28 protein-coding genes and 1 pseudogene are annotated in these 25,609 nt (G+C 68.5%); 19 read left to right on the top strand and 10 right to left on the bottom strand.

Features of this window, described 5'->3' with window-relative positions; translation table 11 throughout:
- Positions 1–76: 76 nt before the first annotated feature.
- The 3 genes from ACGFZW_RS01775 to ACGFZW_RS01765 form a co-directional block, all read right to left on the bottom strand.
- Positions 77–538 carry an SRPBCC family protein gene (locus tag ACGFZW_RS01775; RefSeq protein ID WP_393890984.1) on the bottom strand — a complete coding sequence of 154 codons (462 nt, stop codon included), beginning with the start codon at positions 536–538 and terminating at the stop codon, positions 77–79.
- Positions 526–1,422, bottom strand: coding sequence for an RNA polymerase sigma-70 factor (locus ACGFZW_RS01770; protein ID WP_393890983.1), 897 nt, complete (start codon positions 1,420–1,422; stop codon positions 526–528). Before ACGFZW_RS01770 ends, ACGFZW_RS01775 begins: the two co-directional genes overlap by 13 nt.
- Positions 1,423–1,600: 178 nt before the next feature.
- Entirely contained in the window at positions 1,601–3,067 is a 1,467-nt protein-coding gene (locus ACGFZW_RS01765; protein ID WP_393890982.1) for a membrane-associated oxidoreductase, read from the bottom strand.
- A 220-nt stretch (positions 3,068–3,287) separates the two neighbouring features.
- Between ACGFZW_RS01765 and ACGFZW_RS01760 the strand changes: the two genes are divergently transcribed.
- From ACGFZW_RS01760 to ACGFZW_RS01745, 4 genes are all read left to right on the top strand, one after another.
- Positions 3,288–3,779: a DUF3995 domain-containing protein gene (locus ACGFZW_RS01760; protein WP_393890981.1), complete on the top strand. Its 492-nt coding sequence runs from the start codon at positions 3,288–3,290 to the stop codon at positions 3,777–3,779.
- Positions 3,780–3,999: 220 nt separating this feature from the next.
- Positions 4,000–4,599, top strand: coding sequence for a DUF998 domain-containing protein (locus ACGFZW_RS01755; protein WP_393890980.1), 600 nt, complete (start codon positions 4,000–4,002; stop codon positions 4,597–4,599).
- A 226-nt stretch (positions 4,600–4,825) separates the two neighbouring features.
- A complete protein-coding gene (locus tag ACGFZW_RS01750; RefSeq protein WP_393890979.1) occupies positions 4,826–5,641 on the top strand; it encodes a nucleotidyltransferase domain-containing protein in 816 nt (271 codons plus the stop codon).
- A 202-nt stretch (positions 5,642–5,843) separates the two neighbouring features.
- On the top strand, positions 5,844–6,227 hold the full coding sequence (locus ACGFZW_RS01745; protein ID WP_393890978.1) for a hypothetical protein: 384 nt from the start codon (positions 5,844–5,846) through the stop codon (positions 6,225–6,227).
- Between the two features lie 239 nt (positions 6,228–6,466).
- Here the strand turns inward: ACGFZW_RS01745 and ACGFZW_RS01740 are convergent, their stop codons facing one another.
- The 3 genes from ACGFZW_RS01740 to ACGFZW_RS01730 form a co-directional block, all read right to left on the bottom strand.
- Positions 6,467–6,859, bottom strand: coding sequence for a VOC family protein (locus ACGFZW_RS01740; protein ID WP_393890977.1), 393 nt, complete (start codon positions 6,857–6,859; stop codon positions 6,467–6,469).
- Positions 6,856–7,158, bottom strand: a complete 303-nt coding sequence (locus ACGFZW_RS01735) for an ArsR/SmtB family transcription factor (protein ID WP_393890976.1) — start codon at positions 7,156–7,158, stop codon at positions 6,856–6,858. Before ACGFZW_RS01735 ends, ACGFZW_RS01740 begins: the two co-directional genes overlap by 4 nt.
- 174 nt (positions 7,159–7,332) lie before the next feature.
- On the bottom strand, positions 7,333–8,268 hold the full coding sequence (locus tag ACGFZW_RS01730; protein ID WP_393890975.1) for a LysR family transcriptional regulator: 936 nt from the start codon (positions 8,266–8,268) through the stop codon (positions 7,333–7,335).
- A gap of 237 nt (positions 8,269–8,505) precedes the next feature.
- Between ACGFZW_RS01730 and ACGFZW_RS01725 the strand changes: the two genes are divergently transcribed.
- The 4 genes from ACGFZW_RS01725 to ACGFZW_RS01710 all read left to right on the top strand — a co-directional run bounded on the left by ACGFZW_RS01725 (position 8,506) and on the right by ACGFZW_RS01710 (position 12,507).
- Positions 8,506–9,438 carry an ABC transporter substrate-binding protein gene (locus ACGFZW_RS01725; RefSeq protein ID WP_393890974.1) on the top strand — a complete coding sequence of 311 codons (933 nt, stop codon included), beginning with the start codon at positions 8,506–8,508 and terminating at the stop codon, positions 9,436–9,438.
- Positions 9,435–10,388: an amino acid ABC transporter permease gene (locus ACGFZW_RS01720; RefSeq protein WP_393890973.1), complete on the top strand. Its 954-nt coding sequence runs from the start codon at positions 9,435–9,437 to the stop codon at positions 10,386–10,388. Before ACGFZW_RS01725 ends, ACGFZW_RS01720 begins: the two co-directional genes overlap by 4 nt.
- A gap of 59 nt (positions 10,389–10,447) precedes the next feature.
- A complete protein-coding gene (locus ACGFZW_RS01715; RefSeq protein ID WP_393891277.1) occupies positions 10,448–11,209 on the top strand; it encodes an amino acid ABC transporter ATP-binding protein in 762 nt (253 codons plus the stop codon).
- Between the two features lie 113 nt (positions 11,210–11,322).
- A complete protein-coding gene (locus ACGFZW_RS01710) occupies positions 11,323–12,507 on the top strand; it encodes an NAD(P)/FAD-dependent oxidoreductase (protein WP_393890972.1) in 1,185 nt (394 codons plus the stop codon).
- Positions 12,508–12,598: 91 nt separating this feature from the next.
- Here ACGFZW_RS01710 and ACGFZW_RS01705 read toward each other — a convergent pair whose 3' ends face one another.
- Together ACGFZW_RS01705 and ACGFZW_RS01700 are read right to left on the bottom strand one after the other, a co-directional pair.
- Positions 12,599–13,072 carry a hypothetical protein gene (locus tag ACGFZW_RS01705; protein WP_393890971.1) on the bottom strand — a complete coding sequence of 158 codons (474 nt, stop codon included), beginning with the start codon at positions 13,070–13,072 and terminating at the stop codon, positions 12,599–12,601.
- Between the two features lie 55 nt (positions 13,073–13,127).
- The gene (locus ACGFZW_RS01700) at positions 13,128–14,375 is read right to left on the bottom strand and encodes a DUF6745 domain-containing protein (RefSeq protein WP_393890970.1); all 1,248 of its coding nucleotides are present in this window, start codon (positions 14,373–14,375) and stop codon (positions 13,128–13,130) included.
- A gap of 400 nt (positions 14,376–14,775) precedes the next feature.
- Between ACGFZW_RS01700 and ACGFZW_RS01695 the strand changes: the two genes are divergently transcribed.
- The 5 genes and pseudogenes from ACGFZW_RS01695 to ACGFZW_RS01675 all read left to right on the top strand — a co-directional run bounded on the left by ACGFZW_RS01695 (position 14,776) and on the right by ACGFZW_RS01675 (position 19,518).
- Positions 14,776–16,197, top strand: coding sequence for a hypothetical protein (locus ACGFZW_RS01695; protein ID WP_393890969.1), 1,422 nt, complete (start codon positions 14,776–14,778; stop codon positions 16,195–16,197).
- 255 nt (positions 16,198–16,452) lie between these two features.
- Positions 16,453–16,848, top strand: a complete 396-nt coding sequence (locus ACGFZW_RS01690) for a molybdopterin-binding protein (protein ID WP_393890968.1) — start codon at positions 16,453–16,455, stop codon at positions 16,846–16,848.
- A 382-nt stretch (positions 16,849–17,230) separates the two neighbouring features.
- Positions 17,231–17,451: pseudogene (locus tag ACGFZW_RS01685) on the top strand (hypothetical protein); the annotation flags it as partial.
- 161 nt (positions 17,452–17,612) lie between these two features.
- A complete protein-coding gene (locus ACGFZW_RS01680) occupies positions 17,613–18,287 on the top strand; it encodes a TetR/AcrR family transcriptional regulator (protein ID WP_393890967.1) in 675 nt (224 codons plus the stop codon).
- A gap of 25 nt (positions 18,288–18,312) precedes the next feature.
- Positions 18,313–19,518, top strand: a complete 1,206-nt coding sequence (locus ACGFZW_RS01675; RefSeq protein ID WP_393890966.1) for an acyltransferase family protein — start codon at positions 18,313–18,315, stop codon at positions 19,516–19,518.
- Positions 19,519–19,738: 220 nt separating this feature from the next.
- Here the strand turns inward: ACGFZW_RS01675 and ACGFZW_RS01670 are convergent, their stop codons facing one another.
- Entirely contained in the window at positions 19,739–20,368 is a 630-nt protein-coding gene (locus tag ACGFZW_RS01670; RefSeq protein WP_393890965.1) for a hypothetical protein, read from the bottom strand.
- Positions 20,369–20,677: 309 nt separating this feature from the next.
- On the opposite strand from ACGFZW_RS01670, the gene ACGFZW_RS01665 reads away from it, so the two are divergent.
- The 3 genes from ACGFZW_RS01665 (at position 20,678) to ACGFZW_RS01655 (ending at position 23,066) form a co-directional block, all read left to right on the top strand.
- Positions 20,678–20,968 (top strand): hypothetical protein, encoded by a 291-nt coding sequence (locus ACGFZW_RS01665; RefSeq protein WP_393890964.1) that lies wholly within the window; start codon positions 20,678–20,680, stop codon positions 20,966–20,968.
- 741 nt (positions 20,969–21,709) lie between these two features.
- Positions 21,710–22,339 carry a dihydrofolate reductase family protein gene (locus ACGFZW_RS01660; protein ID WP_393890963.1) on the top strand — a complete coding sequence of 210 codons (630 nt, stop codon included), beginning with the start codon at positions 21,710–21,712 and terminating at the stop codon, positions 22,337–22,339.
- A gap of 121 nt (positions 22,340–22,460) precedes the next feature.
- Positions 22,461–23,066 (top strand): dihydrofolate reductase family protein, encoded by a 606-nt coding sequence (locus ACGFZW_RS01655; protein ID WP_393890962.1) that lies wholly within the window; start codon positions 22,461–22,463, stop codon positions 23,064–23,066.
- A 98-nt stretch (positions 23,067–23,164) separates the two neighbouring features.
- On the opposite strand, the gene ACGFZW_RS01650 is transcribed toward ACGFZW_RS01655, so the two are convergent.
- Positions 23,165–23,617, bottom strand: coding sequence for an Lrp/AsnC family transcriptional regulator (locus tag ACGFZW_RS01650; protein ID WP_393890961.1), 453 nt, complete (start codon positions 23,615–23,617; stop codon positions 23,165–23,167).
- A 112-nt stretch (positions 23,618–23,729) separates the two neighbouring features.
- Between ACGFZW_RS01650 and ACGFZW_RS01645 the strand changes: the two genes are divergently transcribed.
- From ACGFZW_RS01645 to ACGFZW_RS01635, 3 genes are all read left to right on the top strand, one after another.
- Positions 23,730–24,356 carry a LysE family translocator gene (locus tag ACGFZW_RS01645; protein ID WP_393890960.1) on the top strand — a complete coding sequence of 209 codons (627 nt, stop codon included), beginning with the start codon at positions 23,730–23,732 and terminating at the stop codon, positions 24,354–24,356.
- Between the two features lie 32 nt (positions 24,357–24,388).
- Positions 24,389–24,847, top strand: a complete 459-nt coding sequence (locus ACGFZW_RS01640; RefSeq protein WP_393890959.1) for a PaaI family thioesterase — start codon at positions 24,389–24,391, stop codon at positions 24,845–24,847.
- A 210-nt stretch (positions 24,848–25,057) separates the two neighbouring features.
- A complete protein-coding gene (locus ACGFZW_RS01635; protein ID WP_393890958.1) occupies positions 25,058–25,459 on the top strand; it encodes a PPOX class F420-dependent oxidoreductase in 402 nt (133 codons plus the stop codon).
- The last annotated feature ends 150 nt before the right edge of the window (positions 25,460–25,609 follow it).

Below are 25,609 nucleotides of genomic sequence, written 5' to 3'. Positions count from 1 at the left end.
CGGTCCGCATACCAAGGCGCCCGCTCCGGCGAAGAGCTCGGCAGCCGAGACCGGGGGAGCGGGCGTCCTGTCGAGGTCAGGCAGTGGACGAGCCCTGTGGGGCCAGCGCGGTGTCGGCGGCGTCGAGGATGTTGCGGAAGGTACGGGTGATGATCGGCCGCGCGAGGTGCCGGGTGAGGAGGGGGCCGACCAACGGGACGGGGATCTCGGCCCGGGTGGTCCAGCACACGCGGGTACCGCCGTCGACCTCGGTGAACGTCATGCGCCCGAGTTCGTGCCTGGACGGCGGCAGACTGCGCTCGACGACGTACTCGGTGGCGTGCGGCGGCTCGTAGTGGGTGATGCGTTCCCGGATCCAGCCGATCAACCAGAGGTGACTGCGCAGCGCACCGACGCCGTACGGTGCGGACTCGCCGCGCCGGGTCAGGCGGCAGCGCAGCACCAGGGGCGAGCTCGTGTAGTTGGTGGTCGTGGTCAGCCAGGCGAAGACATCCTCGATCGGTGCGGCGATGACGCGTTCAACGGTCATGGTTTCCACGGCTGGTGACCTCCTCGATCGAGCGGACGCACCACATCGGCACGATGCAGCTTGTCCGGATTGCGGATGCCGTACAGGCCGGTGATCCTTCCGTCGTGGATCTCGAACGCGACCAGCCAGTCGAGTTCACCGGCGGTGAGGAACCGTGCCGCGGGCATGCCGTTGTAGGTGGCGTGCTCGACCTGGGTCGCCGCGCCGCTGTTGCGGATCACACGGAGAACGAACCGGGCGACATCGCAGCGTCCGGTGATCGGGCGGCGGGCCGCGACCGCCTTGCCTCCGCCGTCGGAGATCTGCACGACATCGGGCGCCAGCAGATCCATCAATGCCTGGACCTCGCCGGTCGCCGCCGCGTGCAGGAACCGCTCGACGATCTCCCGGGTCGCGTCCGAGCGAGGCTCGAAACGGCGTCGCCGCGCATGGACGTGACGGCGTGCGCGATGGGCGATCTGACGGACGGTGGACTCGGCCTTGCCGACGGAGGCGGCGATCTCACCATGGGTGTAGCCGAACACGTCGTGCAGCACGAACACCGCGCGCTCGGTCGCGCTGAGCTTTTCCAGGACGAGCATCATGGCCATCGACACCGACTCCGCCAGGATGACGTCATCGCTCACCTCGGGTGCGGTACGGATCGGCTCGGGCAGCCACGCCCCGACGTACTCCTCGCGTCGTGCCCTGACCGCACGCAGGTGGTTGAGGGCCTGCCGGGTCACGATGCGGACCAGGTAGGCGTGTGGATGCTCCACCACTGCCGGATCGACCGCGCTCCACCGCAGGTAGCTCTCCTGCAGCACGTCCTCGGCGTCGGTGGAGCTGCCCAGCATCTCGTAGGCGATGGTGAACAGCAGCGGACGGTGTTCGGTGAAGGCATCCTCAGCCACGGCCTGCCCCCACCACGCACATACGTCGGTGCTCCGGCATCACACTCGGCTCCTCTCGTCGGATGCCATCGAGACACCTCGCACCGGCAAACCGTGACAGCCCATCACCGTGATTCACTTCACAGTCTGTGATCTCCACGCGACCACATACCGTCAGCCCCCGCCCCGCGGTGGTGAGTCACTGGCGATTGACGCTGCGGGTCACACCCGCGACGATCGTCGTCGCCAGGACCCAACCGGTGATGATCAGGGCGTACGACAGCCACTGGTGCCAGCCGGCAGGGGCGAACGCCGACTCCTGACCGAAGTTGATGATCGGCAGAAGCAGATCGAGAGTGTAGAAGACGGGATTGAACTCAGGAGCCTCATCGACCTTCGTGGGCCGCGGGTGATCCAGACCGTAGGCGATCGATCCGATGGCCATGAGGGACAGCAGCCAGACGGCCGCGCGCAGCGGCCGGAAACCGTAGCCGACCGTGGCGTCCTGGACGTACCCCCACAGCCGGCCGTACCAGGTGAGGGTGGTGCGTCGACGGCGTTGCTTCGCGAGTTGTACGAGGCGGGCCGCGTCGTCGTCACCGACGTGGCGGTAGGCCGCCGTCAACTGCTCGTAGCCGTACGGCTCGTACCCCTCGCCCTCCCGCTCCAGCATCGGCAGACGGCTCTCGGCCGGCTCGTGCGGGGCGAGCACGGTGTAGCTGAGATTGCTGAGATACACCTGGTCCGGCAGCATCTGCGGTTCAAGGGTAAGGATCTCTATGTGGGAACGCCGCAGATTCAGTGCGCCCTCGATGCGATCGCCCCTGCGCAGCCAGAGCTCACCGATGACACAACTGCTCGCCCTCAGTGCCGTGTCACTCGGGTGGGACAAGTGGGCGTGGAGCAGGTCGAGACGGCCGGTTATGCGTGAGCCTCGGAGCTCGACCCGCCCCCGCGCACGCAGGCACCGCGCCCGCACATGGGCTCCCACGTTGAGGTTCTGCGCGTCCAGCGCGATGCCGTCGGGTTTGTGGAAGACGGCGTCCTGAATGTTGATCCGCCCGGTGACGGTCGCGCCGGTGAGACGTACCTGTCCGTGCGCGCGCATCTCCGGCGCCCACAAGTCGGCCTCGATCGCCGCTTGGTTGAGCTGCAGCACCGGCTCGGAGTCGTTCGCCGCCCTGAACTCCGCCCGCTCCATGAACAGCGCCCCCGAAACCTGCGCCCCGCCGAGCCGCACCGGCCCCCGCGCACGGCAGCCCGTCAACCGCAGCGCCCCCTGGATCCGCACGCCCTCCGCGGTGAGGCCCGGCAAGGCTGACTCGCTCAGATCGAGCCGGCGAAGCTGGGCACCGTTCAGGTCGGAAACACCGTCGAACAGGCAGTGGGTCAGCTCGATTGCGGCGTCGATCGTGGCGTGATCGAGGTTCAGCACGCCTGTGATCCGCGCGCCCGTGATCTTGAGTGCGGCGACCTCTCCCTCCTCCTGCGGAGCCTTGATCAGCAGGGTGCGCAGCACACTCGCCCGTACGGTCCGCTCGGCGCCCCAGGTGTTGCCGAGCGCTGGATCCTCGTCATCTGCGGCACGGAAGTCCACCGACTCGCCCCGCGGGAAAGCCCGCCATACCCGCACCTCGGCGGGTGTCAGATCATTTGTCTCGCTCACGCCGGGACTCTGACCTGCTGCGTTCGAGCTGTCAAATACCTTGGGAGCAGGCCATGTTGACCGAATCCCGGAGCCGTCCCGATCTCCTAGCTCAGTGGCAATCGTGCTTGCAGCCACCACAGACTCACCGCCCCAAAGGTGACCGGCCGGAGGACGGGCGTGCTGGTCCCCGGCTGTGCAGGGCGGGAGCGTCACAGCAGTGGCATGCTCCCCCCTATGTATGAGGATCCGAGGGGTAGGTCGACGCCGGGATTGTGGGGGGCGTACTGCGTGTGCCTGGGCCATTGCCTTCGCCGCGCTTCATTTCTACTGGGCACTGGGCGGCAGCTGGGGGTTGAGCGTTTCGGCCGGGCCCCTGGCCGAGGAACGCCCCGGGTGGTTCGTGGTGGTGGGCCTGTGGGGTGTGGGATTGCTGTGCCTGGTCGGCGGTGGGCTGGGGTGGCTCCTCTCCATGTCTCTGTCTCGTGGCCTGGTGGGGCGAGTGGTGAGGGCCCTGGGCTGGTGTGCTTGCGCACTGTTGTTGATGCGCGGGGTCGCGGTCGAGGTGCTGCTGCTGACGGACGCAGGGGGCCGGGGGATGGACGTGAGCCCGGAGCAGCGACTGTGGACGCTGACCCTGTGGAATCCCTGGTTCCTGGTCGGAGGGCTTGTCTTCGGGCTGGCCGCCCGTGCGTCCGGGCGGGCGAAGACCCCTAAAAGCGGTCTCGCCTGACAGTGCCTCGGGAGGCCGACAGTCGACGGCGAAGGTGCGCCTCGGCGCACGTACTGGAATTGATCGGCGCGGGCCTCGTCCGCCGCGACAACACCGGCAGCCCGTCGCTCCCTCGCACTCCTCGGTCTGAGGCTCCTCGGCGATACCGTCCATCGCCCGAGCAGCCGGTCGTCCGCGTGTGCGCGGGAGGGCGACGGAAGGGATGCTTTACGGTGGCTTGATGCGACTTGTTCCCTGGTGGACCCTGGTGTCGTCGGGGTGCGCGCCCGTCGTCCTGGTCGGTGCCTGGGTGATCGCCGCGCTGCTCCAAGGGCCGAGCTACGAGCCGGTCACTCAGACGATCAGCATCCTGGGGGCGGACGGCGCGTCCGGAAGGTGGGTGTTGAACGGCGCGCTGATCGCCCTCGGGATCTGTCATCTGCTCACCGCCTGGGGGCTGCGGGCAGCTTCGCTCGCCGGACGTGTGGCGTTGGGTGCCGGTGGGGTGGTGGCGATCGTGGTGGCGCAGACCCCGGCGCCCAGCCGCGGTGGTTCCCTCGGGCACGGTTTCGCTGTCGCCATCGGCTTCATACTCCTGGCGGTATGGCCGGTACTGGCCGTCAACCGCAGCAAGTCGGCGCCATGGGCGCTCCGGCCATCAGTGTCGATCACGGTGACTGCGCTGATGGCGGTCGGCGCGGTCTGTTTCCTGATCGAACTGCAAGGCAACGGTGCCGCTGGTGTCGCCGAGCGCGCCTTGACGACCATGCAGTCCCTGTGGCCGTTCGTGGTCGTCGTTTCCTGCCTGCGTCACCCCCGCCCGTCATCAACATCCGGCTAGGGAATCCAGGCCCGAACACGACGCGGTGACGGAACCCACCCGCTGACGGTCGCCGGTCGCGTAAGACGCTTGCACACACGGTCGGGAGCTGGGACGGGAGCGGCTCTGAGCGGGCATCCGATCCGCCCCGTGGACCATTCGCCCTGACAACACACGGCGGCGCCGAGACGGAGGAGTGCTCAAAAAGCGGTCGCCGTGGGTGATCCGGTTCTGCAGACTCTGGACCGTGGATCGCTTGAGGGAGATTGCGGATCGGCTGACCGAAGTCGGCGGAGTGGTCGGTGTGTGTCTGGGCGGCAGCCGAGCGAGAGGAACACACCGTCCTGACTCCGACTTCGACCTCGGCTTGTACTACCGGCCCCCACTGGACACCGCTGCCCTGCGCCTCCTGGCGGCCGAGCTGACCGGAGGGCCGGTGGAGGTGACGGAACCGGGCGGCTGGGGACCGTGGGTGGACGGTGGGGCCTGGCTGACCATCGACGGCTGCCACGTCGACTGGATCTACCGCGACCTGGACCGCGTGCACCGGATCTGGGAAGAGTGCCGGGCCGGCCGCTTCGAGGTGGGCATCCAGGCCGGTCATCCACTCGGGGTGTACTCCCCTGCGTATGTCGGTGAGGTGGCCCTTGGGCGAGTGCTCGCCGACCCCGATGGCGAGCTGCGGCCTCTGCAGCAGAAGGCTCGCCGTTATCCGGAGCAGTTGAGTGCGGCGCTGATCGCCAACGCGCTGTGGGAGGCTCCGTTCACCTTGGCCAATGCCCGCAAGGGAGCCGCGCGCGGCGACGCCTATCACGTCGCCGGCTGCCTCTTCCGCGCGATCGGGCTTCTCGTGCAGGGCCTGCATGCTCACGCGGGTTGCTGGGTGTTGAACGAAAAGGGGGCTGTTCAGGCCGCAGGAGAGCTTCCGGCCGCTCCCGCTGATTTCGCCGCGCGGTCTCATGAGTTGCTCGGCGCGCTCGGCATGGCACCGGACGTGCTCTCCACCACGCTTGACGTCGCTGACGCGCTCGCCGCCGAAGTATGCGAGCAGCTCACGTCCTGATGGCCGAGGGGCGAGCTGGGACGACTTCTCATCATGAGCGCGACCACGAGGACGAGCGAGCGCCCGAGGTGGTGACGGCGTAGGCGCCTTTCACTCCGAGGTGGACCGCCCGCTCAGGCCGATCGACCGGGGGCTGTGGGCTCGTGCTGCGCGGGTGGCTGACCATGCGTGACAGGGGCTCGGCGCGGTCGTTGATCAAGGTATGAGTGCACTGAGAAAGATCGTCACAGGTATGGGTGCGACGGCTGCGGCCGTTGGTCTCGTCTTCGCCGTCGGCCCGCCGGCGGCGGCCGCCGGCAAGTGGTGCAACCACTCCGTCTGCATCGAGACCTACGACTCGGGGACCTACCTCGGCCGGGTGGAAGTCTCGGTCGTCAACACCAATCAGCCCCACAGGATTTCCGCGCGGGTGTGGACCACCAACGGGTGGAGCGCCAAGACGAAGGTCGAGGACGTCGCCAAATTCCGGACCTACCGCGACCAGGCATACCCCCAGCGCCACTTCCCCGCGGGCACTCGGCTGTGTGCGGAGGGCTTCCGCGGTGGTGAAAGCGTTGGCCTGCCCTGTGTGACGATCACCAACTGACCGCCGCGCGCGGCCGGTGGACCTGAGGCGGCTGAGGATTTCGGGCGCGGTCCGCGTCGTGGCGTGGGTGTGGAAGAGATGGACGGGCTTGCGCCGTCGATCGAGGGCGTGACGGTGCGGGTGCCTGTCGATCGGGTTTCGGGGACTCCGGCGTCACGCCCACGCCGCCGGTCCAACTCAGGGCGAGGCGGCGAGGGCCCGGTCACCGCTACGGGCCGGCCCCGCACCCGGTCGGCTGCCTACTGGGGCTGTGTCGCGATCTGGATCAGGTTGCCGCAGGTGTCGTCGAAGACGGCGGTGGTGACGGGGCCCATCTCCAGGGGCTCCTGGGTGAAGCGGACACCGAGGTCCCGCAGGCGCTCGTACTCCGCCTGTACATCGTCGACGGCGAACTGGGCGAGCGGGATGCCGTCCCCCACGAGCGTGTCCCGGTAGGTCTTGACGGCCGGGTGGCCGGCGGGCTCCAGGAGGAGCTCGGTGCCGCCGGGCTCGTCGGGTGAGACGACGGTCAGCCACCGGTCCTGCTCGCCCACCGGGACGTCGTACTTCTTCACGAAGCCGAGGATCTCGGTGTAGAAGTGCAGGGCCTTGGCCTGGTCGTCGACGAAGACGCTGGTCAGGTGAATCTTCATGGGGTGTTCTCCTCCGGTGCGGAAGTGTCGGGCACGAGCCATCGCTCGGCTATCTGCCGCAGCGGGGCCGTATTGAGGTCGTGGAACTTGTAGCGGCCCTCCCGCCTGGTCTCGACGAGTCCGGCGGCCTCCAGCACGGCGAGGTGCTGGGAGATCCCCTGGCGCGAGATGCCGAGCTGATGCTTCATGCTCAGCCGCGAGCAGATCTCGAACAGTGTCTGTCCGGACTTTTCGGTGAGCTCATCGAGGATGGTGCGGCGGGTGGGGTCGGCCAAGGCTTTGAACAGGTCATCGGCCACAACCACAATGATAGGCAACTACTCACTTGCCTATCAAGTCGAGGCACGCCACATTCCGAGCTGCATGGGGACGAGCTGCCGGTCGAGGGCCTGGTTGGTCGCTTTTGCGCTGAACGACATCGAGCCCCCTCCCGTGCCCTGGAGCCTCGACACCTTGGACGCGGGGTCGGTGCGTCAGACCGCTGTGGGCAGATCCGTTCGGGCGAGCCCGTCGGTGATGGAGGCGGCCGCGGTGCGCAGCATGCCGATCGCCTGCTCCAGCAGCGGATTCGGGTCGGCCGCGCGGTGCAGGGCGAAGACCCGGCGCACGTGCGAGGGGTCGGCGAGCCGGATCGCCTGTACCTCGGGTGACTCGATCATCGCCAGTTCGGGGACCATCGCGACGCCCAGCCCCTTGCGGACGAGCTCGTACGGCAGGTTGTAGTCGTTGGTGCGGAAGAGGACCTCGGGGCGAAAGCCGCCCTCCGCGCAGATGTGGAAGAGCGAACGGGCGGCGTCCGTCCCCTCGCGGTAGCAGATCCACCGCTCGTCGCTCAGGTCCCCGATCCGGATGCGCCGGCGCCCGGCGAGCCGGTGGGCGATCGGGACCAGGACGTACAGGGGCTCCTCCAGGATCAGCGTCATCGCCAGGTCGGTCGGCCACTTGTGGGGGACCGTGCCGTACTCGAAGACCACCGCGAGATCCAGCCGGCCGTCTCCCACGGCGGGTGTGACGGTCTGCGGATCGCCCTCCTCGTAGCGGACGTCGACCTGGGGGCGGTCCCGCAGGAAGGCGGCCAGCACCTCCGGCACCAGCCGGAAGCCCGCCGACCAGAAGCTGCCCAGATGCAGCCGGCCGCGCTCGGCGGTGGCGAAGGAGCGCGTCTCGTCCTCCGCGGCCTCCAGTTCCGCGAGCAACCGCGCCGCCCTGCGGGCCAGCTGGGCGCCGGCCGCTGTGGGGCGCACACTGCGGGGTGAACGTTCGAAGAGCGTGACGCCCAGGGCCCGTTCCACCGAGGTGATCTGCTGCGACACGGCGGACGGCGTATAGCCGAGCCGCTTGGCGGTGGCGCGAAGCGAACCGGTCGCCACGACATCGCGGATCGCCTGAAGCTGGATCGGGGTCAGCATCAGCAGAACTCCATCGGTATCAGCATCAGCGGAACTTAACAGCCTCATGCCCCGGGCGACCAGAGATCCGAACGGTCCGGGCGCAGGCAGCGGACCGGGGAAAGCTGACGTCGAGCATCAGCTCACCTGCACAACACGTGCGCAAACACTCACTCTGCTTCATCTTGTTTCGCCGCGCCGGGTGGCGCAGATTGTGCGGTCAGAAGCCCAGCAGATCGATGCGCGAAGGACGACTCCATGGACATACGGCCCGCGGAACGGTGCGTCCGCGTACGCAGGAGGCGCCGTGGCACCGCCGCCGCGCTCGTCCTCGCCGGGCTGCTGCCGCTGGTGGGCGGCTGCGCCGCCGCGGGGGCCGTGGAACGGTCGCCGGTACGGGCACAGCCCAAGGATCCCGCCCTGCACGCGCTGCTACCGGAGAAGATCCGCAAGGCCGGGAGCCTGAAGGTGGCCGAGGGGGACGACTACCCGCCCCTCGTCCAACTCGGGCTGGACAACGAGACGCTGGTGGGCATGGAGCCCGAGCTGATGAAGGCTATCGGGCAAGTGCTCGGTGTCGACGTCGAGTTCTCCAAGTCCAGTTTCGACAGCATCATCGGAGGGGTCCGGTCCCACCGCTACGACCTGGCGATCCAGGCGATGCTGGACAAACCGGAGCGCCAGGAGCACGTCACCTTCGTCGACTACTTCCGTACCAGCAGCTCGATCCTCGTCGGGCAGGACGACAGGAAGTCGATCGGCTCCCTCGCCGACCTCTGTGGCCGCGCCTCCGCCGTGGAGCAGGGCACTTCCCAGGTCGACGACGTCGTCGAGCAGAGCAAGAAGTGCACCCGGGCAGGGAAACCTGCGATCGAAGTGCTGGTCTTCCCCGACTCGGTGGGCTGCTTCCAGGCCCTGTCCACGGGCCGCACCGACGCCTTCGTCGGCGGCTCGCCCACCGTCACCTACCAGGCCGAGCAGTCCGGTGGACGGCTCTTCGAGGTCGGCGAGCCCTACCGCTTCCTGCCCTACGGAATCTTGGTGAACAAGGATGACAAGGCCCTTGCACGGACCGTCCGGAAGGCCCTGCAGAAGCTCATCGACAACGGCGCATACCGCCAGATCCTGAAGTACTGGAAGGTCGAATCCGGCGCCCTTCGTCGCGCCACGGTGAACGGAGGCACGGCATGACCGCGCAGATGAAGTCCGCCACCCCGCCCACGAGCGGCAAGGAGGCTCCCGCAGGGAGCGCTGCGATAGAGGCCGTACCACTGCGCCGGCCCGGTCGGCTGATCTTGTGCGCGGCGCTGCTCTTCCTGCTGTTCTTCCTGGTGGAGGGCTGGGCCACCAACCCACGGATGCAGTGGCACACCGTCGGGGAGTTCCTCTTCGCACCCGTTGTCATCGAGGGGCTGGGGACCACTCTGCTGCTCACGGTCGTCGCGATGCTCATCGGCGTCGTCGGAGGCATCGTGCTGGCTGTCCTGCGGATGTCGGACAACACCCTCCTGGCGAGGATCAGCGGCCTCTACATATGGGTGTTCCGGGGCACGCCGCTCCTGGTCCAACTGCTCTTCTGGTACTTCCTCTCCGCCATCGTCCCCAGGATCGGTCTGGGCATACCGTGGGGCCCGACGTTCGTGGAGTTCGACACGAACCTGCTGATCACGCAGCTCACCGCGGCCTTCCTCGGCCTCGGTCTGCACGAGGCCGCGTACATGGGGGAGATCGTGCGCGCCGGCATCACCTCCGTCGACGGCGGGCAGACGGAGGCAGCACACGCCTTGGGGATGACCCGTCGTCAGACACTGCGGCGCATCGTCCTCCCGCAGGCTCTGCGCGTGATCACCCCGCCCACCGGCAATCAGGCGATCTCCATGCTCAAGACCACGTCTCTGGTGTTCGCCATCGCCGTGCCGGAGCTGCTCACATCCGTCCAGGGCATCTACTCACGGACGTTCCAGCAGGTCCCGCTGCTCACCGTCGCCTGCATCTGGTACCTCGTCGCGACCTCCGTCCTGAACGTCGGCCAGTACTACCTCGAACGCCGCTTCACCCGCGGCTCCCTCCGGGACCTGCCGCCCACCGCCCTGCAGCGACTGCGCGCCGCCCTCGCCACGAAGCAGGAGCCCCGGACATGACCGCAGACATGACCCCCGAGACAACCGGAGAGACGGACGCAGACATGACGACCACCGGCATGGAATCCGTTGTCAGAGCCGAGGGCGTGCACAAGAGCTTCGGCGAGGCCCAGGTGCTCAGGGGCATCGACCTGGAGGTCGCTCCCGGCGAGGTGATGTGCCTCGTCGGCCCGTCCGGCTCCGGTAAGTCCACGTTCCTGCGATGCATCAACCACTTGGAGCCGATCGATGCCGGGCGCCTCTGGGTGCGCGGGCAACTCGTCGGCTACGAGGAGCGCGAAGGAAAGCTGTACGAGCTGAAGGAGACCGCCGTCGCCCGACAGCGCCGCGATATCGGCATGGTCTTCCAGCGCTTCAACCTCTTTCCGCACATGACTGCCCTGGAGAACGTCATGGAGGCGCCCCTTCGCGTTAAGCGCGAGCCCGGCGCCGAGGTCAGGAAGCGGGCGGAGGCACTGCTCGACCGGGTGGGGCTTGCGGACAAGCGGCACAGCTATCCCGCCCAGCTCTCCGGTGGCCAGCAACAGCGCGTCGCCATTGCCCGCGCCCTGGCGATGCGACCCGCACTGATGCTCTTCGACGAGCCGACCTCAGCCCTCGACCCCGAACTCGTGGGGGAGGTACTTGATGTCATGCGGGGCCTCGCCGACGACGGGATGACCATGATCGTCGTCACTCACGAGATGGCCTTCGCCAAGGAGGTGGGCGACTCGCTCGTGTTCATGGACGGGGGAGTGGTGGTCGAATCGGGCACTCCCGCAGCCGTCCTGGACACCCCGAGCCAGGACCGCACCCGGGAATTCCTGAGCAAGGTCCTCTGACGCCTCCCGCAGGCCACCGCGCCCCGGACGGGCGGGACCAGCGCCGGCAGCCGGTCACCACGCCCCCCGCACCTCGACCGCATCATCCTCGACCGCGCCATCTGGGAATCCCTATGACTCGTGCAATCGTTCTCGGCGCCGGAGTGCTCGGCGCTTCCGTCGCCCATCGGCTCGCAGCCGCCGGCGCCGACGTCACCGTCATCGAGTCCGGCGGGCCCGCCGCCGGGACCTCCGGTGCGACGTTCTCCGTGGACGTCACTCACCTGAAGACACCGCACTCGTACTACGAACTCAATCGCCTCAGCTCCGCGGAACACATAGCCCTGGGCGAGGAACTCGACGGCCCCGCCTGGCGCCATCCCATGCCTCTCGTTCAGTGGGGCAACACCCCTGCCGAAAGGCACACGCTGCGCGAGCGTGCCGAGCGCCTGCAGTCCTGGGGACACCCTTGCCGTTTCGTCGACCCGAAGGACCTGCGCGAGCTGGCTCCCGGTGTCGACCCCGCCGCCTGCACCGGGGACGAACTCGTCGTCCACGACCATGCCTCCTGGTACGACGCACCGCGCCTGGTGCGCAACCTCCTGGACCGGGCCGCCCTGCAGGGCGCGGTGATCCATTACGGTGTGCACGCCACCGGCCTGCTGCGCAGTGGTGACCGCGTCACCGGTGTCGTGGCGGGCGCCCGCAGCTGGACCGCCGACTGGGTCGTCAACTGCACTGGCCCACACGCCGGCAGCGTCGCAGAACTCGCCGGTTCATCCCTGCCGATGACCCTCTTCCCCGGCCTCGTCGGCGAGAGCACTCCGGTGCCCGAAGCGGCGCTCGGAGCCATACTCGCCGCACCCGGAGTGGACCTGCGCCCCGCGCCGGACGACCGGGTGCTGTCCATCTCCTGGGAGATCGACGCGCTGTTGCCCGACGCATCCGACGCAGCGGCGGCCCGCCCCGACCTGGAACTGGATCTGCACCGGCGCGGCCAGGCCGTACTCGCCGCGCTGCGCTCCGCGCCCCGGCTCGCCGGCGTGCGAATCGGCGTACGTCCCGTACCGTTCGACGGACTGCCGCTGGCCGGGGTCCTGCCCAGCGCTCCCGGCCTCTACCACCTCGTCTCGCACAGCGCGGTGAACCTCGCACCGCTGTTGGGCCGTCTCGCCGCCGAGGAGATCATGGCCGGCGGCCCGGATGCGGCGGGTGCCGGCGCCCTGGCGGCGTACCGGGCCGACCGCTCGACGGCCGCCGACGTCCAGGACGAGAGCCTCCGGACGATGAGCAACCAGTCCGCACCGGCCGCTCGCTGACCGGCCATCGGCTGACCCGGCGGGGCCGCCTGCTCGGCAGCCCCCCGGGGCACCCGCCGGCCGGAGACGAGGGGACCGTTCCGTCGGACGCTCAGTCGGCGACCAGGCGATAGCCGTAACCGGTGCCGAACCGGATCGTCCCCTCGTCGTTCTCACGCTGGCGCCGTACGACGTAACTGCCGGGCGCCATACCGGTGCCGCCGTGCTCGGGGTGGACCAGGTAGGCGACCGCCGTGGTCTCGATGAGGCCGAGAGCCAGTCCGTCGCGGTCGCGGACCCCGGCCGTCCACCAGCAGGTGCCGGCGTCGGCCACCAGGGTGTGCGGATTGCCGCCCGCGGCGCTGCGCAGCAGTTCGACCCCGGCAGGGGGCACCTCCCGCCGTTCGGCGAACGGCGGCACGCTGATGCTGTCGGCGAGGAACGCGCGCGGGACGACGATGAGGTCGCCCTGGGCCTGGAGACCGTCGATGACCGGGATGGTCACCTCGCGCTCCAGATGGCCGAGGACGTCGAGACCGGTGCGCGTGGTGAGTTCGGCGAGGGTCAGCTGTGTGTGCTGTGGCATGAGTGCATCACCTTTGAACGTTGTGGGGAGTGGTGGAAGGGGAAATTGGCGGCTGTCAGGTGCGCCGCAGAAGCCGGGAGTACTGGTCGCCGGTCAGGCCGTAGGACCAGCCGGCGGCGGCGACGGGGTCGCCGATGTGGGCGGGGACGCCCAGTCCGTAGCGGCGGCGCCGTCCGTCCGGTTCGACGGAGCCGTTGACGACGAGCAGTACGCGCGCGGGGCGGCCCCAGACCTGCCGCGGTACGTGGTAGAGGTGCAGGTCGGAGCCGGGGTTTCCGGGGTCGGCGGCGCTGCCGACGAGCTGCAGCCCGGCCTGTTCGATGTAGGAGTCCCAGCCGATGCGTTCGATGGCGCAGCGGCGTACTTCGACGTTGGTCTCGCGGTGGATCCGTTCGACGGTGGGGTCCGTGATCACCCAGGCCGGCACCCGGGTGCCGCTCAGGGCGTACAGCTCGGCGCCGTCCGCGAACCGCACCGCGGGGCTGTCCGGATGATGCAGCCGCACTTCGCCGTGCCGTCCGCCGGGTGCCGGTTCCGTGTGCACCTCGGCCGGCCGTTCGGCCATGACGCATCGACCGTGGCCTGGCCACCACCAGCCGGTCGAGCGCGCCAGGGTCGCCCAGAGGGCGAGTTGGCGGGTGTCGCTGTCGCGGTAGCGGGCCAAGCCGACGCGTGCCTGGATGTCGAGGTGAGCGATCCAGTGCGCGTCGTGCTGGCCGTACCAGGTCAGCGCGGACGAGTCGCCGGAAGCGGGCAGCAGTCCCGTACGCACCGGCGCCCGCACCGCGTCGCGCACCGAGGCGGCCAGCGCGTCGCGCACGGTGGCTGCGAGCACATGGCCCAGTGGCACCCCGGCGTCGACGGCCTCCTCGGGGCTCAGTGTCCTGGCCGGTGCAAGACCGCTCGGGTACCACTGCCAGGGTGGAGCGGCGCGGCTGATCTGTGCGTCCATACGGGTCCGCAGATCCGACTGCAGTGAAGCGAGCCGTGCGGCGAGCGGCCAGTCGGCGCCGTGTGCCGGCGTGGTGTCCGACCGCAGCCGCGCGGGCCGGAAGACCTGCGGGTCGTCGCGCAGTTCTGACCGGGCGGCCGCCGGCGAAGGAACCCAGACGAACCGCGGCCGTGGGGCGCCGATCCGGCGGTAGAGCTCGGTGACGGCGTCCTCGGCTTGGGCACGGTCGGCCGGTTGTGTGGAGAGGGCGTGGGCGAGCCAGTCATCCCGCAGGGCGCGCGCCAGGGACAGGCGTTCGAGGCTGGGGAGTTGGCGCGCATCGGGGAGCGGGAGCAGGCTGCGGGAAGACACCCCGCGCGAAGAGAGCACCGGGCTCACCGGAGAGTGGCGGAGTCCGCCTTTCCATGGGTCATGGACGGGATCGTGGCAGGTGCCGGTGTCCTTCGGCAAGGGATTATCGGCCGGGTGCTGAGTGTCGTTGCGCGGGCAAGTGGGCAACTACATCGACGGCGTGGACGCAATGCGCTCAGAGGGGTTGGGATCGGCATGCCCTCGTCGACCAGGGCACTGGGCCGTGGCGCGGCAGTTGCAGTTCAGGTGTCTTCGGATACGGCTTCGACGGCCACCACAGCACACCTCATCCAGGCCACTCACACACCTCGGACTCAGGAATGCGTGGGCCGTATTTCGCGCGCCTTGTGCGCGCCCCGCCCCTACGATCACTGGTGCGACTGCTGGGGAGGGCGGGGGAATGGGTGACGACACCAGGGGCGGGGCAAGGGCAGCGGTGCGGCTCGCAGGAGGCGCGCCGCTTCGGAGCACGCTCAATGCTGCCGACCCCGACGACTGGCTTGCGCTGGACTCAGGTGTGCGGGAGGTGGTCTGGTACCGCTCGCCGTCCCTGCCGGAGTGGGAGCACTCCGCACCGCTGCCGGCCGATCTGACTCAGGCCGATGAGTCCGGGCTCGCACTTGCCCTCTGTCACCGCGACGGGCGGATTCGCCAGGAGGCAGTGCGTCGGTCGATCCGATACCCCGGTCTTCTGCCGTTGATTGTGATCCGTTGCGCCGACTGGGTAGGCCCGGTCCGTGAGAGCGCCCGTCGGCTGCTACGCGAGGTCCTGGATGTGGATTGTGCCGTCGACCTCGCGCCGCTGATCCTGCGCGTCGGCCGCCGCGAGAGAGGTGCCTTCGGCGTCGAGGCGCTCGGGGAGGCCCTGGGCAGGGCATCGCACGGGAGGCTTACGGCTCTCTTCGCTGCCCCCGACCGCGTCGTTCGACGGTTCGCCTACCGGCTGGCCGTCGACAGCCGGTTGCTCCGCCCCGTCGAGCTGGCCCGCGTTGCCGCCCAGGACGAGGACACCGTGGTCCAGGACCTGTGTGCCACCGCAGCGCTCACAGCTCTGTGCGACGAGGAGGCGCACGAGGATGTGCTGTCGCTGCTTTTGGCCGCGCGCAATCCGCGGACCCGTTCGGCAGGCGTCACCGCGCTGCGGCGGGCGGGGCGTTCGGTGGAGGCGGAGTCGTTCCTCAGCGACCGGTCCGCGCTGGTGCGCGCTTGCGCCCGGTATGTCGTACGACAGCTGGGAGGAAACCCTGCAGCCTGGTACCGGGAGCGGTGCAAGGCACCGGACGACCTCGAATTGCCACCCGGCGCAGTCATCGGGCTGGCCGAGTGCGGGGACCGTGCGGATGCCGAGTTCCTGTGGCCGCTGCTCCCGCACCCGGCGGCCGGGGTACGGGCGCGGGCGGTGGCCGGGCTTCGGGCACTGGACTGCGCGGACGCGAAGCAGTTGCGGCCACTGCTCGACGACCCTGCTGCCGCTGTCGTGCGTGAGACGGCCCTCGCCCTGCTGCCATCGGCAAAGGAACTGGCCGCCGGCTGGCTGTTGGAACGCACCAGCTCCGAACGGCAGCGGCACGTCAGGCTCGCCGCTTTCCGGCTGCTCGACGCGCGCGGCGGAGTCGTGGCACTGCGGGCTGCGGTCGGGCTTTTGGAGGACCCGGATGTGAAACTGCGCACCTGGGCAGGGCAGTCCGTGCAGCGCTGGCATCCGCCGGCGGGCGTGCGGCGCTGCGACGCGGAGGTGGGGGAGCTGCTCGACCGGAGCCGGCACCTCTTCAGCGACTACGTGCTGCGGCGGCGCAAGTGGGAGGCCGGAGTGGACGGCTGAGTTCGCTTTGTAGTCCTACGGTTTCTCATGAAGTCCCAAGGCCCCTGAAGGCCCTGAGGCACTGGGGGATGACCGTCCTTGAGGAGGGCGAGGTCAACGCGAAGAGGGCCGCCGTCTTCCTGCGGCTGCCCACAGGCACCGGCCGGCGCTCGTATTGCTCGTGGCCCCTGGGCCCGCAGGGATGAGAATCCCCGCGGGCCTCGTGCCCGGAGGGCCCTCCCGGCCAGGCGTGGGGCCCTGGCTTAGAGTTCGGGTGTGCCGTCATACAGCATTGGTCAGGCAGCGGGGCTGCTGGGCGTCAGTTCGGAGACCGTTCGCCGGTGGGCGGACAGCGGGCGGCTCGGCATGGACCGGGACGGCTCGGGGAACCGGGTGATCGACGGGGTGAGCCTGGCGGCGTTCGCGAAGGAGCGGGCCACCGGCATGCATCCGGTGCCGGACTCAGTGCCCACCTCCGTACGCAACTCCTTCGTCGGGATCGTCACCGCGGTGCGCGCCGACGAGGTGGCCGCGCACGTCGAGATCCAGTCCGGTCCGCACCGGCTGGTCTCCCTGGTGACCCGGGAGTCCGTCGACGAACTCGGGATCGTCGTCGGAGTCACCGTCACGGCGAGGGCGAAGTCCACGAACGTCCACATCGACCTTTCGTGACGCGCGGGACGCATCAGCGGCGGACAAGGTGTCACCCAGGGTTGGTCTTGTGGCCTGCAAGGGCCGCGGCAGGCGTGTAGGGGAAGTGACTCAACGCCTCGCTGTGGGCCGCGCCGCCCCACGGCACCTGCCCACCACGCGAGACAGCTGCGGGCGGCACGTCGTCGCGCGGAATCGGTCCGATCCATATCTCACATTCACAAGGCAAGTGCGAGCGACGCCCTCGCAGATACTAAGAATTTCTCCCTGAACCCTCCTGGTTGATCACCCAGTCCAAGGGTGGCCGTGGCGGGTGTTTTCCGTGCTCCGCTCCAGTCGTTTTCCGTCCCCCTGCGGGATTCACTTGCGATGAAGCAGTGGCCGGAAGGCGTGGGGAGACATGGACCTGAACACCATGGAGACCGCGGATGCCATCGGTCCGCTCGGGGCCAAATCGATGAGTGAAAGCCCTTCAACCCCGTCGCTCCGGCATTCGCGAACGCTCTGCGCGACGCGACCGGTATCCGCTTCACCGAACTGCCCGTCACCCGGGACCGCGTCTGGCTCGCTTTGGACCGCCACGCGCGTGGCTCGGCCGCCGAGGGCCCGGCCGTTGGCGCATGAACCCGGAGAACGCCCGGGCGCACCGATGCGGTGAAGGCGCCGGCCACAGACGTGGTGAGGGCACCGCCCCAGGCCTGCTGAAGACCGACCACCGAGGTGTCGGGAGCAGTCCCAAAAGCGTGACATGGACAGCAGTTGGCTGTGCAGCTAACATTTTGGCCATGCGGTCAAAAAATGATCCGGGCGGCCAACTCCGCGCCGGTAGTGGCAAACAGGGGTCGCCGGAGCCGGAACGCTCGTTCATCGAGAAGGCGCGGCGCGCCCAGATCATCGACGCCGCCGTCGACACCATCGCGGTACGGGGGTTCGCGAAGGCGTCGCTGGCGCAGATCGCCGAGCGGGCGGGGATCAGCAAGGGCGTGATCTCGTATCACTTCTCCGGCAAGGACGAGTTGATCGAGCAGGTCGTCGAGCAGGTCTACGAGGAGATCGGCGTCTTCGTCGGGGCCCGGCTGGAGGAGCAGGTCGGGGCGACCGTGTGGCTGCGCGTCTACATCGAGTCCGTCGCCGAGTACATGCACGGCCACCGGACCCAGCTCGCCGCGCTCGGCGAGATCTTCAGCCACTTCCGCACAGCCGACGGAGCCCCGCGCTACGGCGTCGCCTCCAGCGAACCGCTCTACACCGCGTTGGAAAAGGTCTTCCTGAAGGGACAGGAAGACGGCGAGTTCCGCACGTTCGACGTGCGTGTCATGGCCGTCAGCCTCCAGGCCGGTATCGACAACATGTTCGCGTACTGGAGCGCCCACCCCGGACATGAACTGGGCTCCTACGCCCGTGAACTCGCCGGGATCTTCGAGCGCGCCACACGCGCGGAGCGCACCGACCAACACTGAACTGCACCGAACGGGGAGAACATCAATGACAGACGATCTGGATCGCGCGGCCGTGAGGGCTGCGCCCGAGCCTGCGACTGAGCAGCCGAAGCGCGCCCGGCTGCTCTATATCGACAATCTGCGTATTGCGCTGACGGCGCTCGTGGTGCTGCATCACACCGCCGTCACCTACGGCAATATCCCCGCCTGGTACTACACCGAGCCCGCCAAGGACGGCTCCGGTCTGCTCCTGGACGTCTTCGTCATGTTCAACCAGGCGTTCTTCATGGGCTTCTTCTTCATGATCGCCGGCTACTTCACGCCGGCCTCCTACGACCGCAAGGGCGCACGGCCGTTCGTCCGCGACCGCCTCAAGCGGCTCGGCATACCCCTCCTGGCCTTCCTCCTGCTGATACGCCCCCTCACGGGCCTCAGCGGGTACGCCGACCTGCGGGCCACCTTCGCCGAGCGCGGCGAGTCCCTTCCCTACTGGCTGTACTACGTGCTGAGTTGGGACGCGGGCCCGATGTGGTTCGTCGAGGTCCTCCTCGTGTTCGCCGTCATCTACGCCCTCGTTCGCCGCAGTCGTGCACGCCGCCACCCCGACCGCTTGACGCAGGACGGCCGTGAGCCGGTACAGGCCGCGCGCCCCCTGCGGCCGCTGGCCATCGTCCTCTTCACCATCGCTCTCGGGCTCGCCACGTACCTGTGGCGCTTCGTCGTACCCACCAGCACCTACGTCCCCTTCGTCGGCCTCCCCACCCCCAGCTTCATGCCGCAGTACGCAAGCTTCTTCGTCATCGGGGTGCTCGCCCACCGCCATGGCTGGCCGCAATCCCTCTCGCGCGTCGCGGGCCGTGTGGGCTTCGCCGTCGCCACCACCGCGACGCTCGCGTACCTTCCCGTCGTCATCACCGCCGAGGAGAGCACGCTCGACGGGCACGGCACCTGGCAGTCGCTGGCCTCGGTCGCATGGGAATCGACGTTCGCCATCGGTATGGTCCTCGGCCTGACCGTCCTCTTCCGTGAGCGTCTCAACCGGCAGGGGCCCGCCGCCGGATTCCTCTCCCGTCACGCCTTCGCGGTCTACCTCACCCACGCGGCCGTGCTCGTCGGGCTCGGATTCGCCTTCCGCTGGCTGCACGCCCCGGCGGCCGCCAAATTCGCCCTGGTCGCCGCGGTGGCCCTGCCGTTGTGCTGGGCCGTCGCCTACGTCGTCCGCTCCCTTCCCCGCGCCGACCGGGTGCTGTAACACCCCGCACTCCAACCAGCCCCTGCCCCGACCTCAGCCGGGGCAGGGGCCGACGACGGAGACCGGGGCACGCCGGCCATCACCCACGCGGAGAAGCGGGTATGGCGTCCCCGTCGCCCCAGATGGGCAGAACGCCCATCACCCTCATGCTCACCAACGCACCAACTCGGACCACCGGGGTGTCATCGGACGATCGAAAACCCCGGGATCGCTGCTGCTCTCAGGCCTCGGCCTTCGCCAACTCCTGCGGCTGCGCGTCATCGTTCGATCCTGCCGAGGGCTCCGAGTAGAAGACGGACCGACGCTGCTTCGTCCGCAGGGCCTGTCCCTTGGCCACGAGTCCCTCAAGGGTGTTGCGCACCACCGTGACGGAGAACTCCCGGTCCGCATGTGCCTGCGCAAGGTCCGAGGTGACCTCAGCGGCGGAGCGGGCCTCGTGTTGCTCGGCGAGGCGCTGGGCCACGAGTTCCCGGAGTGTGGGCGAGCCCGGCCCACGGGCCGTTTTCGCACGGCCCTTGCTCGGCTTTGTCTGCTTCCCCTTCCCGCCGGAAGACTCCTCCGCGTCCTTCGGCTTTCGGGAGCGGGGCAGCCGGCCCGTCTTCGCCGGACGGGGTGTGACTGCTGTTACGTGACCAGCGTCCGCCTCCGGGGCGCCGGCCTCCGTCGCAAGCGCCTGCTCGATACTCACCAACAGCACGCGGTCCTCCTCCAGCTTCAGGAGCTGACGCTGAAGGGATTCCACCTCGGAGGCGATACGTTCCTGCTCCTTGACGTTTCTCTCCAGGTCGCCGGCGACCTGGGAGGCGTACTGCGACTTGAGGTTGGTCTGGTCAGGGAGAGTTTCCGACATCACAGGTCTCCAGTTCGGGGGTGCCCCCGGGTAGCTGTTCATGTGGAAGTCGGACGGGTCGTGCTGCGGCAACCGGACTTCACCTGGCTGAGTACAGACGCCCCGCCGACGTGTGCCAGCAAAGATGCCACAACTAGGTAGGTGCGCCTATCCCCGCGATGGTCTGCCAAACCCCACTCCTTCGTCCCGACCGAGACGGTAAGCACCGTCACCGCTCCGAGGTGATGGGTCGTTATGTCCCTTTAGGCCGGGTGGAGTGATCGAGGCGGGTGGGGTGAAACCCGGTGATGGTCGGATCGTTACCAGTCCATGATCAAGAGCACAGTACGTGTCCTGGCCCTCGCCGCCGCATCCCTCGTCATCTCTGCGGGAGCCGCGTCCGCCGCAGAACCGATGCCTCCCGCCCAGTACGACGCGGACGAAACCGCGCTCAGCAGCCACCGAAAGCCCAGCTCCGGGCACGACGAGAACGGCGGCTGGATGACTCCCGGAAATCCGGGTGACAGGCAGTTCCAGCCCGGTGGGCCGAGGAACGCGCCCGCAGATCAGCCGGAACAGCCCGTTCTCATGCGAGTGATGGAGGACGTCCTCGGTCTCTGAGGCAGAGACATCTCCAGGCATCGCCCGATGCCTTACCGGGGCCCGTAGGGTCCCCTCGCATTCACGTACGAGTGACTCATGTCCGCGTCCCGGACATGAGTCACTCGTACGGGCCTGCCCCGTGGCGCATCGGTGGTCAGCAAACGACGGGAGCAGCCGCCCCCTTCGACGGGCTCAGCGGGAAGGAGACATGCGTGCCGTCCGGACCCCGTGAACCGATCCGCCTCGCGTGAATGTCGGTCACTGGTGGGTGCGGGCGGGAGGTCGTACCGCCAGGTTCCTGGTCGCCCGAGAGCCGTGTCTCCTTGAGCCTCACTCAATGAGGGGACAGGACCCCGGGCGAGGATTGTCGGTGCTCGCCGGCTGGTCGGTGGCCGAACGATGAGTTTCTCCTGCCGTTGGGGTCTATCTCAGTGGAACAGCCCGTTGGGCTGGGCACGAAGGCGACAGGACTGGAGCGCATCCATCGTCATCGTGCAGGACAGGGATCGCAGCTGAGCCGCGGCCGCGTGAGCCCACCTCGCAGGCTGTGTGCGCATAGTCGAACAGACTCGCTGGGGCCTGGATGCCTTGAGGTCACGAACCGCGAGGATCTGGTTGTCCCTGGGGGTGTCAGGTTCTTCGAGCGCTGGGAGTCGCCGATGAATCGGCCGGACGGGCTCTGCCTCGACCGAGGAGATCGGAGCCGCGGCCCACTCGAATCGAACGACGACAAAACCCGGTGAGAAGGGAACTGCGACCATGAAGCTGACGACCCTCACGAACATCTCCGTCGACGGCGTGATGCAGGGACTCGGCGCGGCGGATGAGGACCGCAGGGGCGGATTCGAGCGCGGCGGATGGGCCCTCCCGCTGTTCGACGACGAGGCCGCGACATTCGTCAACCAGGTCTATCAGCGCGCCGACGCCTTCCTGTTCGGCCGTCGCACGTACGAGATCTTTGCCGGCTACTGGGGCGTGATGGCCGACTTGAGCAACCCCATCGCAGGGGCGTTGAACTCACGGCCCAAATACGTCGCATCGACCACGCTCACCGACCCTCAATGGGCGGATACGACCGTCCTCTCCGGCGACGTCGCGGCTGCCATCGGCGAGCTGAAATCCAAGCCAGGGGGTGAGCTGCAGGTGCACGGCAGCGGCAACCTGGTCCGCTGGTTGTTCGACAACCGGCTTGTCGACGAGATCACCCTGCTCACCTATCCGGTGGTCGTCGGCCAGGGCACGCGGCTGTTCCCCGACACCGGCCCGGACACGGCACTCGAACTGGTCGACTCCCAGTCCACTCCGAAGGGAGTGACGATCCAGGTCTACCGGCCAGCCGGCCGCCCGCAGTACCAAACGGCCACGCCGACCCCAGCACGTAGTGAATGAAGGTGCAGCACCAGACAGCCGACTGTGTCCAGGTTCCAGCGGTGGCCACCAGGGCCTCGGGAGTTCCGCCGATGAGTTTCCGGCGGTTGTGCGGTCTACCCGTCGACGAAGGGAGCGCACCATGCGCGAGATCATTGTTTGCACGTTCCTGACGCTGGACGGCGTCATGCAGGCGCCGGGCGGTCCGGACGAGGACGCTGAGAGCGGCTTCGAGCACGGCGGCTGGCAGAAACCCGTGGACGACGACGAGGTCGGCGCGGCCATCGCCGGTTGGTACGAGCGCTCCGACGCGATGCTGCTCGGCCGCAAGACATACGAAATCTTCGCGTCGTACTGGCCGACCGCCGATCCCGACAACCCCTTCACCAACCGGATGAACAACATGCACAAGTACGTGGCGTCTCGGACCCTGACGTCCGTCGAGTGGCACAACTCCACGCTGCTGGAGGGCGGCATCGTCGATGCCGTTCGCGAGCTGAAGGCGTCCGACGGCGGCAACATCAACGTCGTCGGCAGCGGCGACCTTGCCCAGACCCTCATGCAGCACGGCCTCGTCGACGAGTACCGGCTGACCATCCATCCGGTGATCATCGGCACCGGCAAGCGGCTGTTCGCCGACGGAGCGATCCCCGCTGCGCTGGAGACGGTCAGCGTCTCGACGACGAAGGGCGGGACCATCGTCGGCGTCTACCGGCCGAACGGTAAGCCCAGCTACGACAGCTACTGAAGTTCGCCCGCGATCGCCTGCGGAGCGCACCTGAGCCCAGGCAGCGGTCCGGCAGCTGGTCGTGAGCGGCCCAGAGGGGGCCCGTCCGGAGGGGACCTCTACTCGGGTAGCGGCCGGTCGTCGATGACGCTCTTCATGACGAGAGTGGAGGTCAGGCGCTGGACGCCCGGCAGCTTGGCCAGCTGCTGGTCGTAGAGCTGCTGGTAGGCGGTCAGGTCGGTGGTGGCGACGCGCAAGAGGTAGTCGGGTTCGCCGAAGAGGCGCTGGGCCTGGATGACGTGCGGAATGGCCGTCACGGCTTCTTCGAAGGCGGTGACGGTGTCACGGTCCTCCCAGCGCAGGGTGGCGAAGACGAGGGCTTCGAAGTTCAGACCGATGGCGGCCGGGTCGACGACGGCCCGATAGCCGCGAATCGCTCCCTCGCGCTCGAGGTCGCGCAGGCGGCGGTGGCAGGGCGAGACACTCAGCCGCACCCGCGCCGCCAGCTCGGTCACCGTCAGACGGCCGTCCAGCTGCAGCTCGGTAAGAATCTTCCGGTCCAGGGCATCCATGAGAAAGATTCTCCCCCAATACGCGCGATCATGGAGTAAATGTAGAAACATTTGCGGGCAGATCACGCCTAATCTTCCCTCTCGAAGCAACAAACGTGAGAGGGATCGATCGATGCACACGACGACGGTGGCGGCTTTCCTGGCAGTGGATCTGCTGCTGGTCTTCACCCCGGGCGCGGACTGGGCCTACGCGATCTCGGCCGGCCTACGGGACCGGTCGGTCGTCCCGGCCGTCGCCGGGCTGATAGCCGGGTACGCGGGATACACACTGCTCGCCGTGGCCGGGTTGGTGGTGATCGTGGCGAGCTCGGCAACCGTGCTCACCGCGCTGACCGCAGCCGGTGCCGTCTACCTCATATGGCTGGGCTGCGGGGTCCTGCGCCGGCCGGCGATCCTGGAGGCCTCGACGGAGGCAGTGTCCTCCTCGGCCTCCTCACCCGGGCAGATCATGCTCAAGGGCGCAGGGATCAGCGGGCTGAACCCCAAGGCGCTTCTGCTGTACTTCTCGCTGTTCCCGCAGTTCATCGACCCCGCGGGCGGCTGGCCGGTCGCCGCGCAGACCGGGCTGCTCAGCGCCCTTCACATGACGGCCTGCGCCCTTGTCTACCTCGCTGTCGGCGTGCTCGCCCGTACCGTGCTGAAGACCCGGCCGGCGGCGGCCCGGGCGGTCACTCGGGCCTCCGGTGCCATGATGATCGTCATCGGCGGGTTCTTGCTGGCGGAGCGCCTGGCCGGCTGACGAACACGCCTCACCCATGCGAAGGAGGGAACATGGAAGACCAGGCGGAGCCCGAGGTGGCAAGTCCCGAGGTGCGCAAGCGCATCCATGAGAGCTTCGACCGCCAAGGGCTGATGGCCCACCTCGGCGCACGGATAGCCCACATCGCGCCGGGCCGTGTGCGCATCGTGCTCCCGGCTCGCCCCGAAGTGACCCAGCAGCACGGCTATTTCCACGCCGGCGCCACCAGCGCCATCGCGGACAGCGCCGGCGGCTACGCCGCCTACACGCTGTTCCCCGAGGACACCGAAGTCCTCACGGTCGAATACAAGATCAACCTCCTCGCGCCGGCCGCCGGCGACCACATCGAGGCGATCGGGACGGTCCTGAAGCACGGACGCACTCTCACCGTGTGCGTGCTGGAGGTGTTCGCGGCGCAGAGTGACGCCAATCGGAAGCTCGTCGCCAATGGGCAACAGACGCTGATCCGCGTGAACAGGTCAGAGCAGTGAGCCGCAGCCGGCGTTGGCGTCTCGGCTGACCTGGTGGCAAGGGTGGCTCCTGGGCGGCTGCCGCAGCGCGGTGGATCGACCCTGCCGACCACGTTCGATCGGTTGCATGGCTGAACAGAGTGGAGCCGTCGTTCGGGGGTGGGGGAGGGGCCGGTTCCCTTCCGTGGCTACCGTGGCCCCAGCACCCACCGAACCACCCTGGAGAACCCCGTGCCCGTATCTCTCGGCGAGGACGTGGTGGCGCTGCTGCGCCGCCCCAGCACCTGCTACATCGCGACGACGATGCCCGATGGCTCGCCCCAACTCACTCAGACGTGGGTGGACACCGACGGCGAGCACGTCCTGATCAACAGCGTTGAGTCGCATCAAAAGACCCGAAACATCGCGCGTGACCCGCGGGTGGCCGTCGCGGTCGCGGACCCCTCGGAACCGGCCTCCTATGTCCAGATCCGCGGCCGTGTGGTGCGCGTGACCACTGAGGGAGCGGTCGACCACATCGAGACGCTCGCGCAGAAGTATCTCGGCGGGCCCTACCCGTGGTTCGGTGGCCGGGACCAAGTCCGGGTGATCTATGTGATCGAACCCGAACGAATCAGCAGCCCCCGCGGCTGACGAGGGCCGACCCGTATCGAGACCCACCACCCGGATCAGCGTCCGCGAGCAGGACCGCGGTGGTGTCCGGGCCGCGTTGCCTTCGTTGCCCGCCTCCACCCGCCGGCAGGTCGCCCCACGTCCGCGCTGCGACATCACCTGACTGCGCAT

Origin of the sequence: Streptomyces sp. NPDC048248, from assembly GCF_043201875.1 — a bacterium.
Taxonomy (GTDB): Bacteria; Actinomycetota; Actinomycetes; order Streptomycetales; family Streptomycetaceae; genus Streptomyces.
Note: the sequence above shows the minus strand (reverse complement) of the source record. Positions and strands in the feature narration are given on the sequence as shown.

Excerpts from the sequence above, each read along its gene's own strand:
- ACGFZW_RS01760 (WP_393890981.1), top strand. The coding sequence starts at position 3,288 with ATGAGGATCCGAGGGGTAGGTCGACGCCGGGATTGTGGGGGGCGTACT.
- ACGFZW_RS01755 (WP_393890980.1), top strand. The coding sequence starts at position 4,000 with ATGCGACTTGTTCCCTGGTGGACCCTGGTGTCGTCGGGGTGCGCGCCC.
- ACGFZW_RS01745 (WP_393890978.1), top strand. The coding sequence starts at position 5,844 with ATGAGTGCACTGAGAAAGATCGTCACAGGTATGGGTGCGACGGCTGCG.
- ACGFZW_RS01740 (WP_393890977.1), bottom strand. The coding sequence starts at position 6,859 with ATGAAGATTCACCTGACCAGCGTCTTCGTCGACGACCAGGCCAAGGCC.
- ACGFZW_RS01730 (WP_393890975.1), bottom strand. The coding sequence starts at position 8,268 with ATGCTGACCCCGATCCAGCTTCAGGCGATCCGCGATGTCGTGGCGACC.
- ACGFZW_RS01725 (WP_393890974.1), top strand. The coding sequence starts at position 8,506 with ATGGACATACGGCCCGCGGAACGGTGCGTCCGCGTACGCAGGAGGCGC.
- ACGFZW_RS01720 (WP_393890973.1), top strand. The coding sequence starts at position 9,435 with ATGACCGCGCAGATGAAGTCCGCCACCCCGCCCACGAGCGGCAAGGAG.
- ACGFZW_RS01715 (WP_393891277.1), top strand. The coding sequence starts at position 10,448 with ATGGAATCCGTTGTCAGAGCCGAGGGCGTGCACAAGAGCTTCGGCGAG.
- ACGFZW_RS01710 (WP_393890972.1), top strand. The coding sequence starts at position 11,323 with ATGACTCGTGCAATCGTTCTCGGCGCCGGAGTGCTCGGCGCTTCCGTC.
- ACGFZW_RS01705 (WP_393890971.1), bottom strand. The coding sequence starts at position 13,072 with ATGCCACAGCACACACAGCTGACCCTCGCCGAACTCACCACGCGCACC.
- ACGFZW_RS01695 (WP_393890969.1), top strand. The coding sequence starts at position 14,776 with ATGGGTGACGACACCAGGGGCGGGGCAAGGGCAGCGGTGCGGCTCGCA.
- ACGFZW_RS01680 (WP_393890967.1), top strand. The coding sequence starts at position 17,613 with ATGCGGTCAAAAAATGATCCGGGCGGCCAACTCCGCGCCGGTAGTGGC.
- ACGFZW_RS01675 (WP_393890966.1), top strand. The coding sequence starts at position 18,313 with ATGACAGACGATCTGGATCGCGCGGCCGTGAGGGCTGCGCCCGAGCCT.
- ACGFZW_RS01670 (WP_393890965.1), bottom strand. The coding sequence starts at position 20,368 with ATGTCGGAAACTCTCCCTGACCAGACCAACCTCAAGTCGCAGTACGCC.
- ACGFZW_RS01665 (WP_393890964.1), top strand. The coding sequence starts at position 20,678 with ATGATCAAGAGCACAGTACGTGTCCTGGCCCTCGCCGCCGCATCCCTC.
- ACGFZW_RS01660 (WP_393890963.1), top strand. The coding sequence starts at position 21,710 with ATGAAGCTGACGACCCTCACGAACATCTCCGTCGACGGCGTGATGCAG.
- ACGFZW_RS01655 (WP_393890962.1), top strand. The coding sequence starts at position 22,461 with ATGCGCGAGATCATTGTTTGCACGTTCCTGACGCTGGACGGCGTCATG.
- ACGFZW_RS01650 (WP_393890961.1), bottom strand. The coding sequence starts at position 23,617 with ATGGATGCCCTGGACCGGAAGATTCTTACCGAGCTGCAGCTGGACGGC.
- ACGFZW_RS01645 (WP_393890960.1), top strand. The coding sequence starts at position 23,730 with ATGCACACGACGACGGTGGCGGCTTTCCTGGCAGTGGATCTGCTGCTG.
- ACGFZW_RS01640 (WP_393890959.1), top strand. The coding sequence starts at position 24,389 with ATGGAAGACCAGGCGGAGCCCGAGGTGGCAAGTCCCGAGGTGCGCAAG.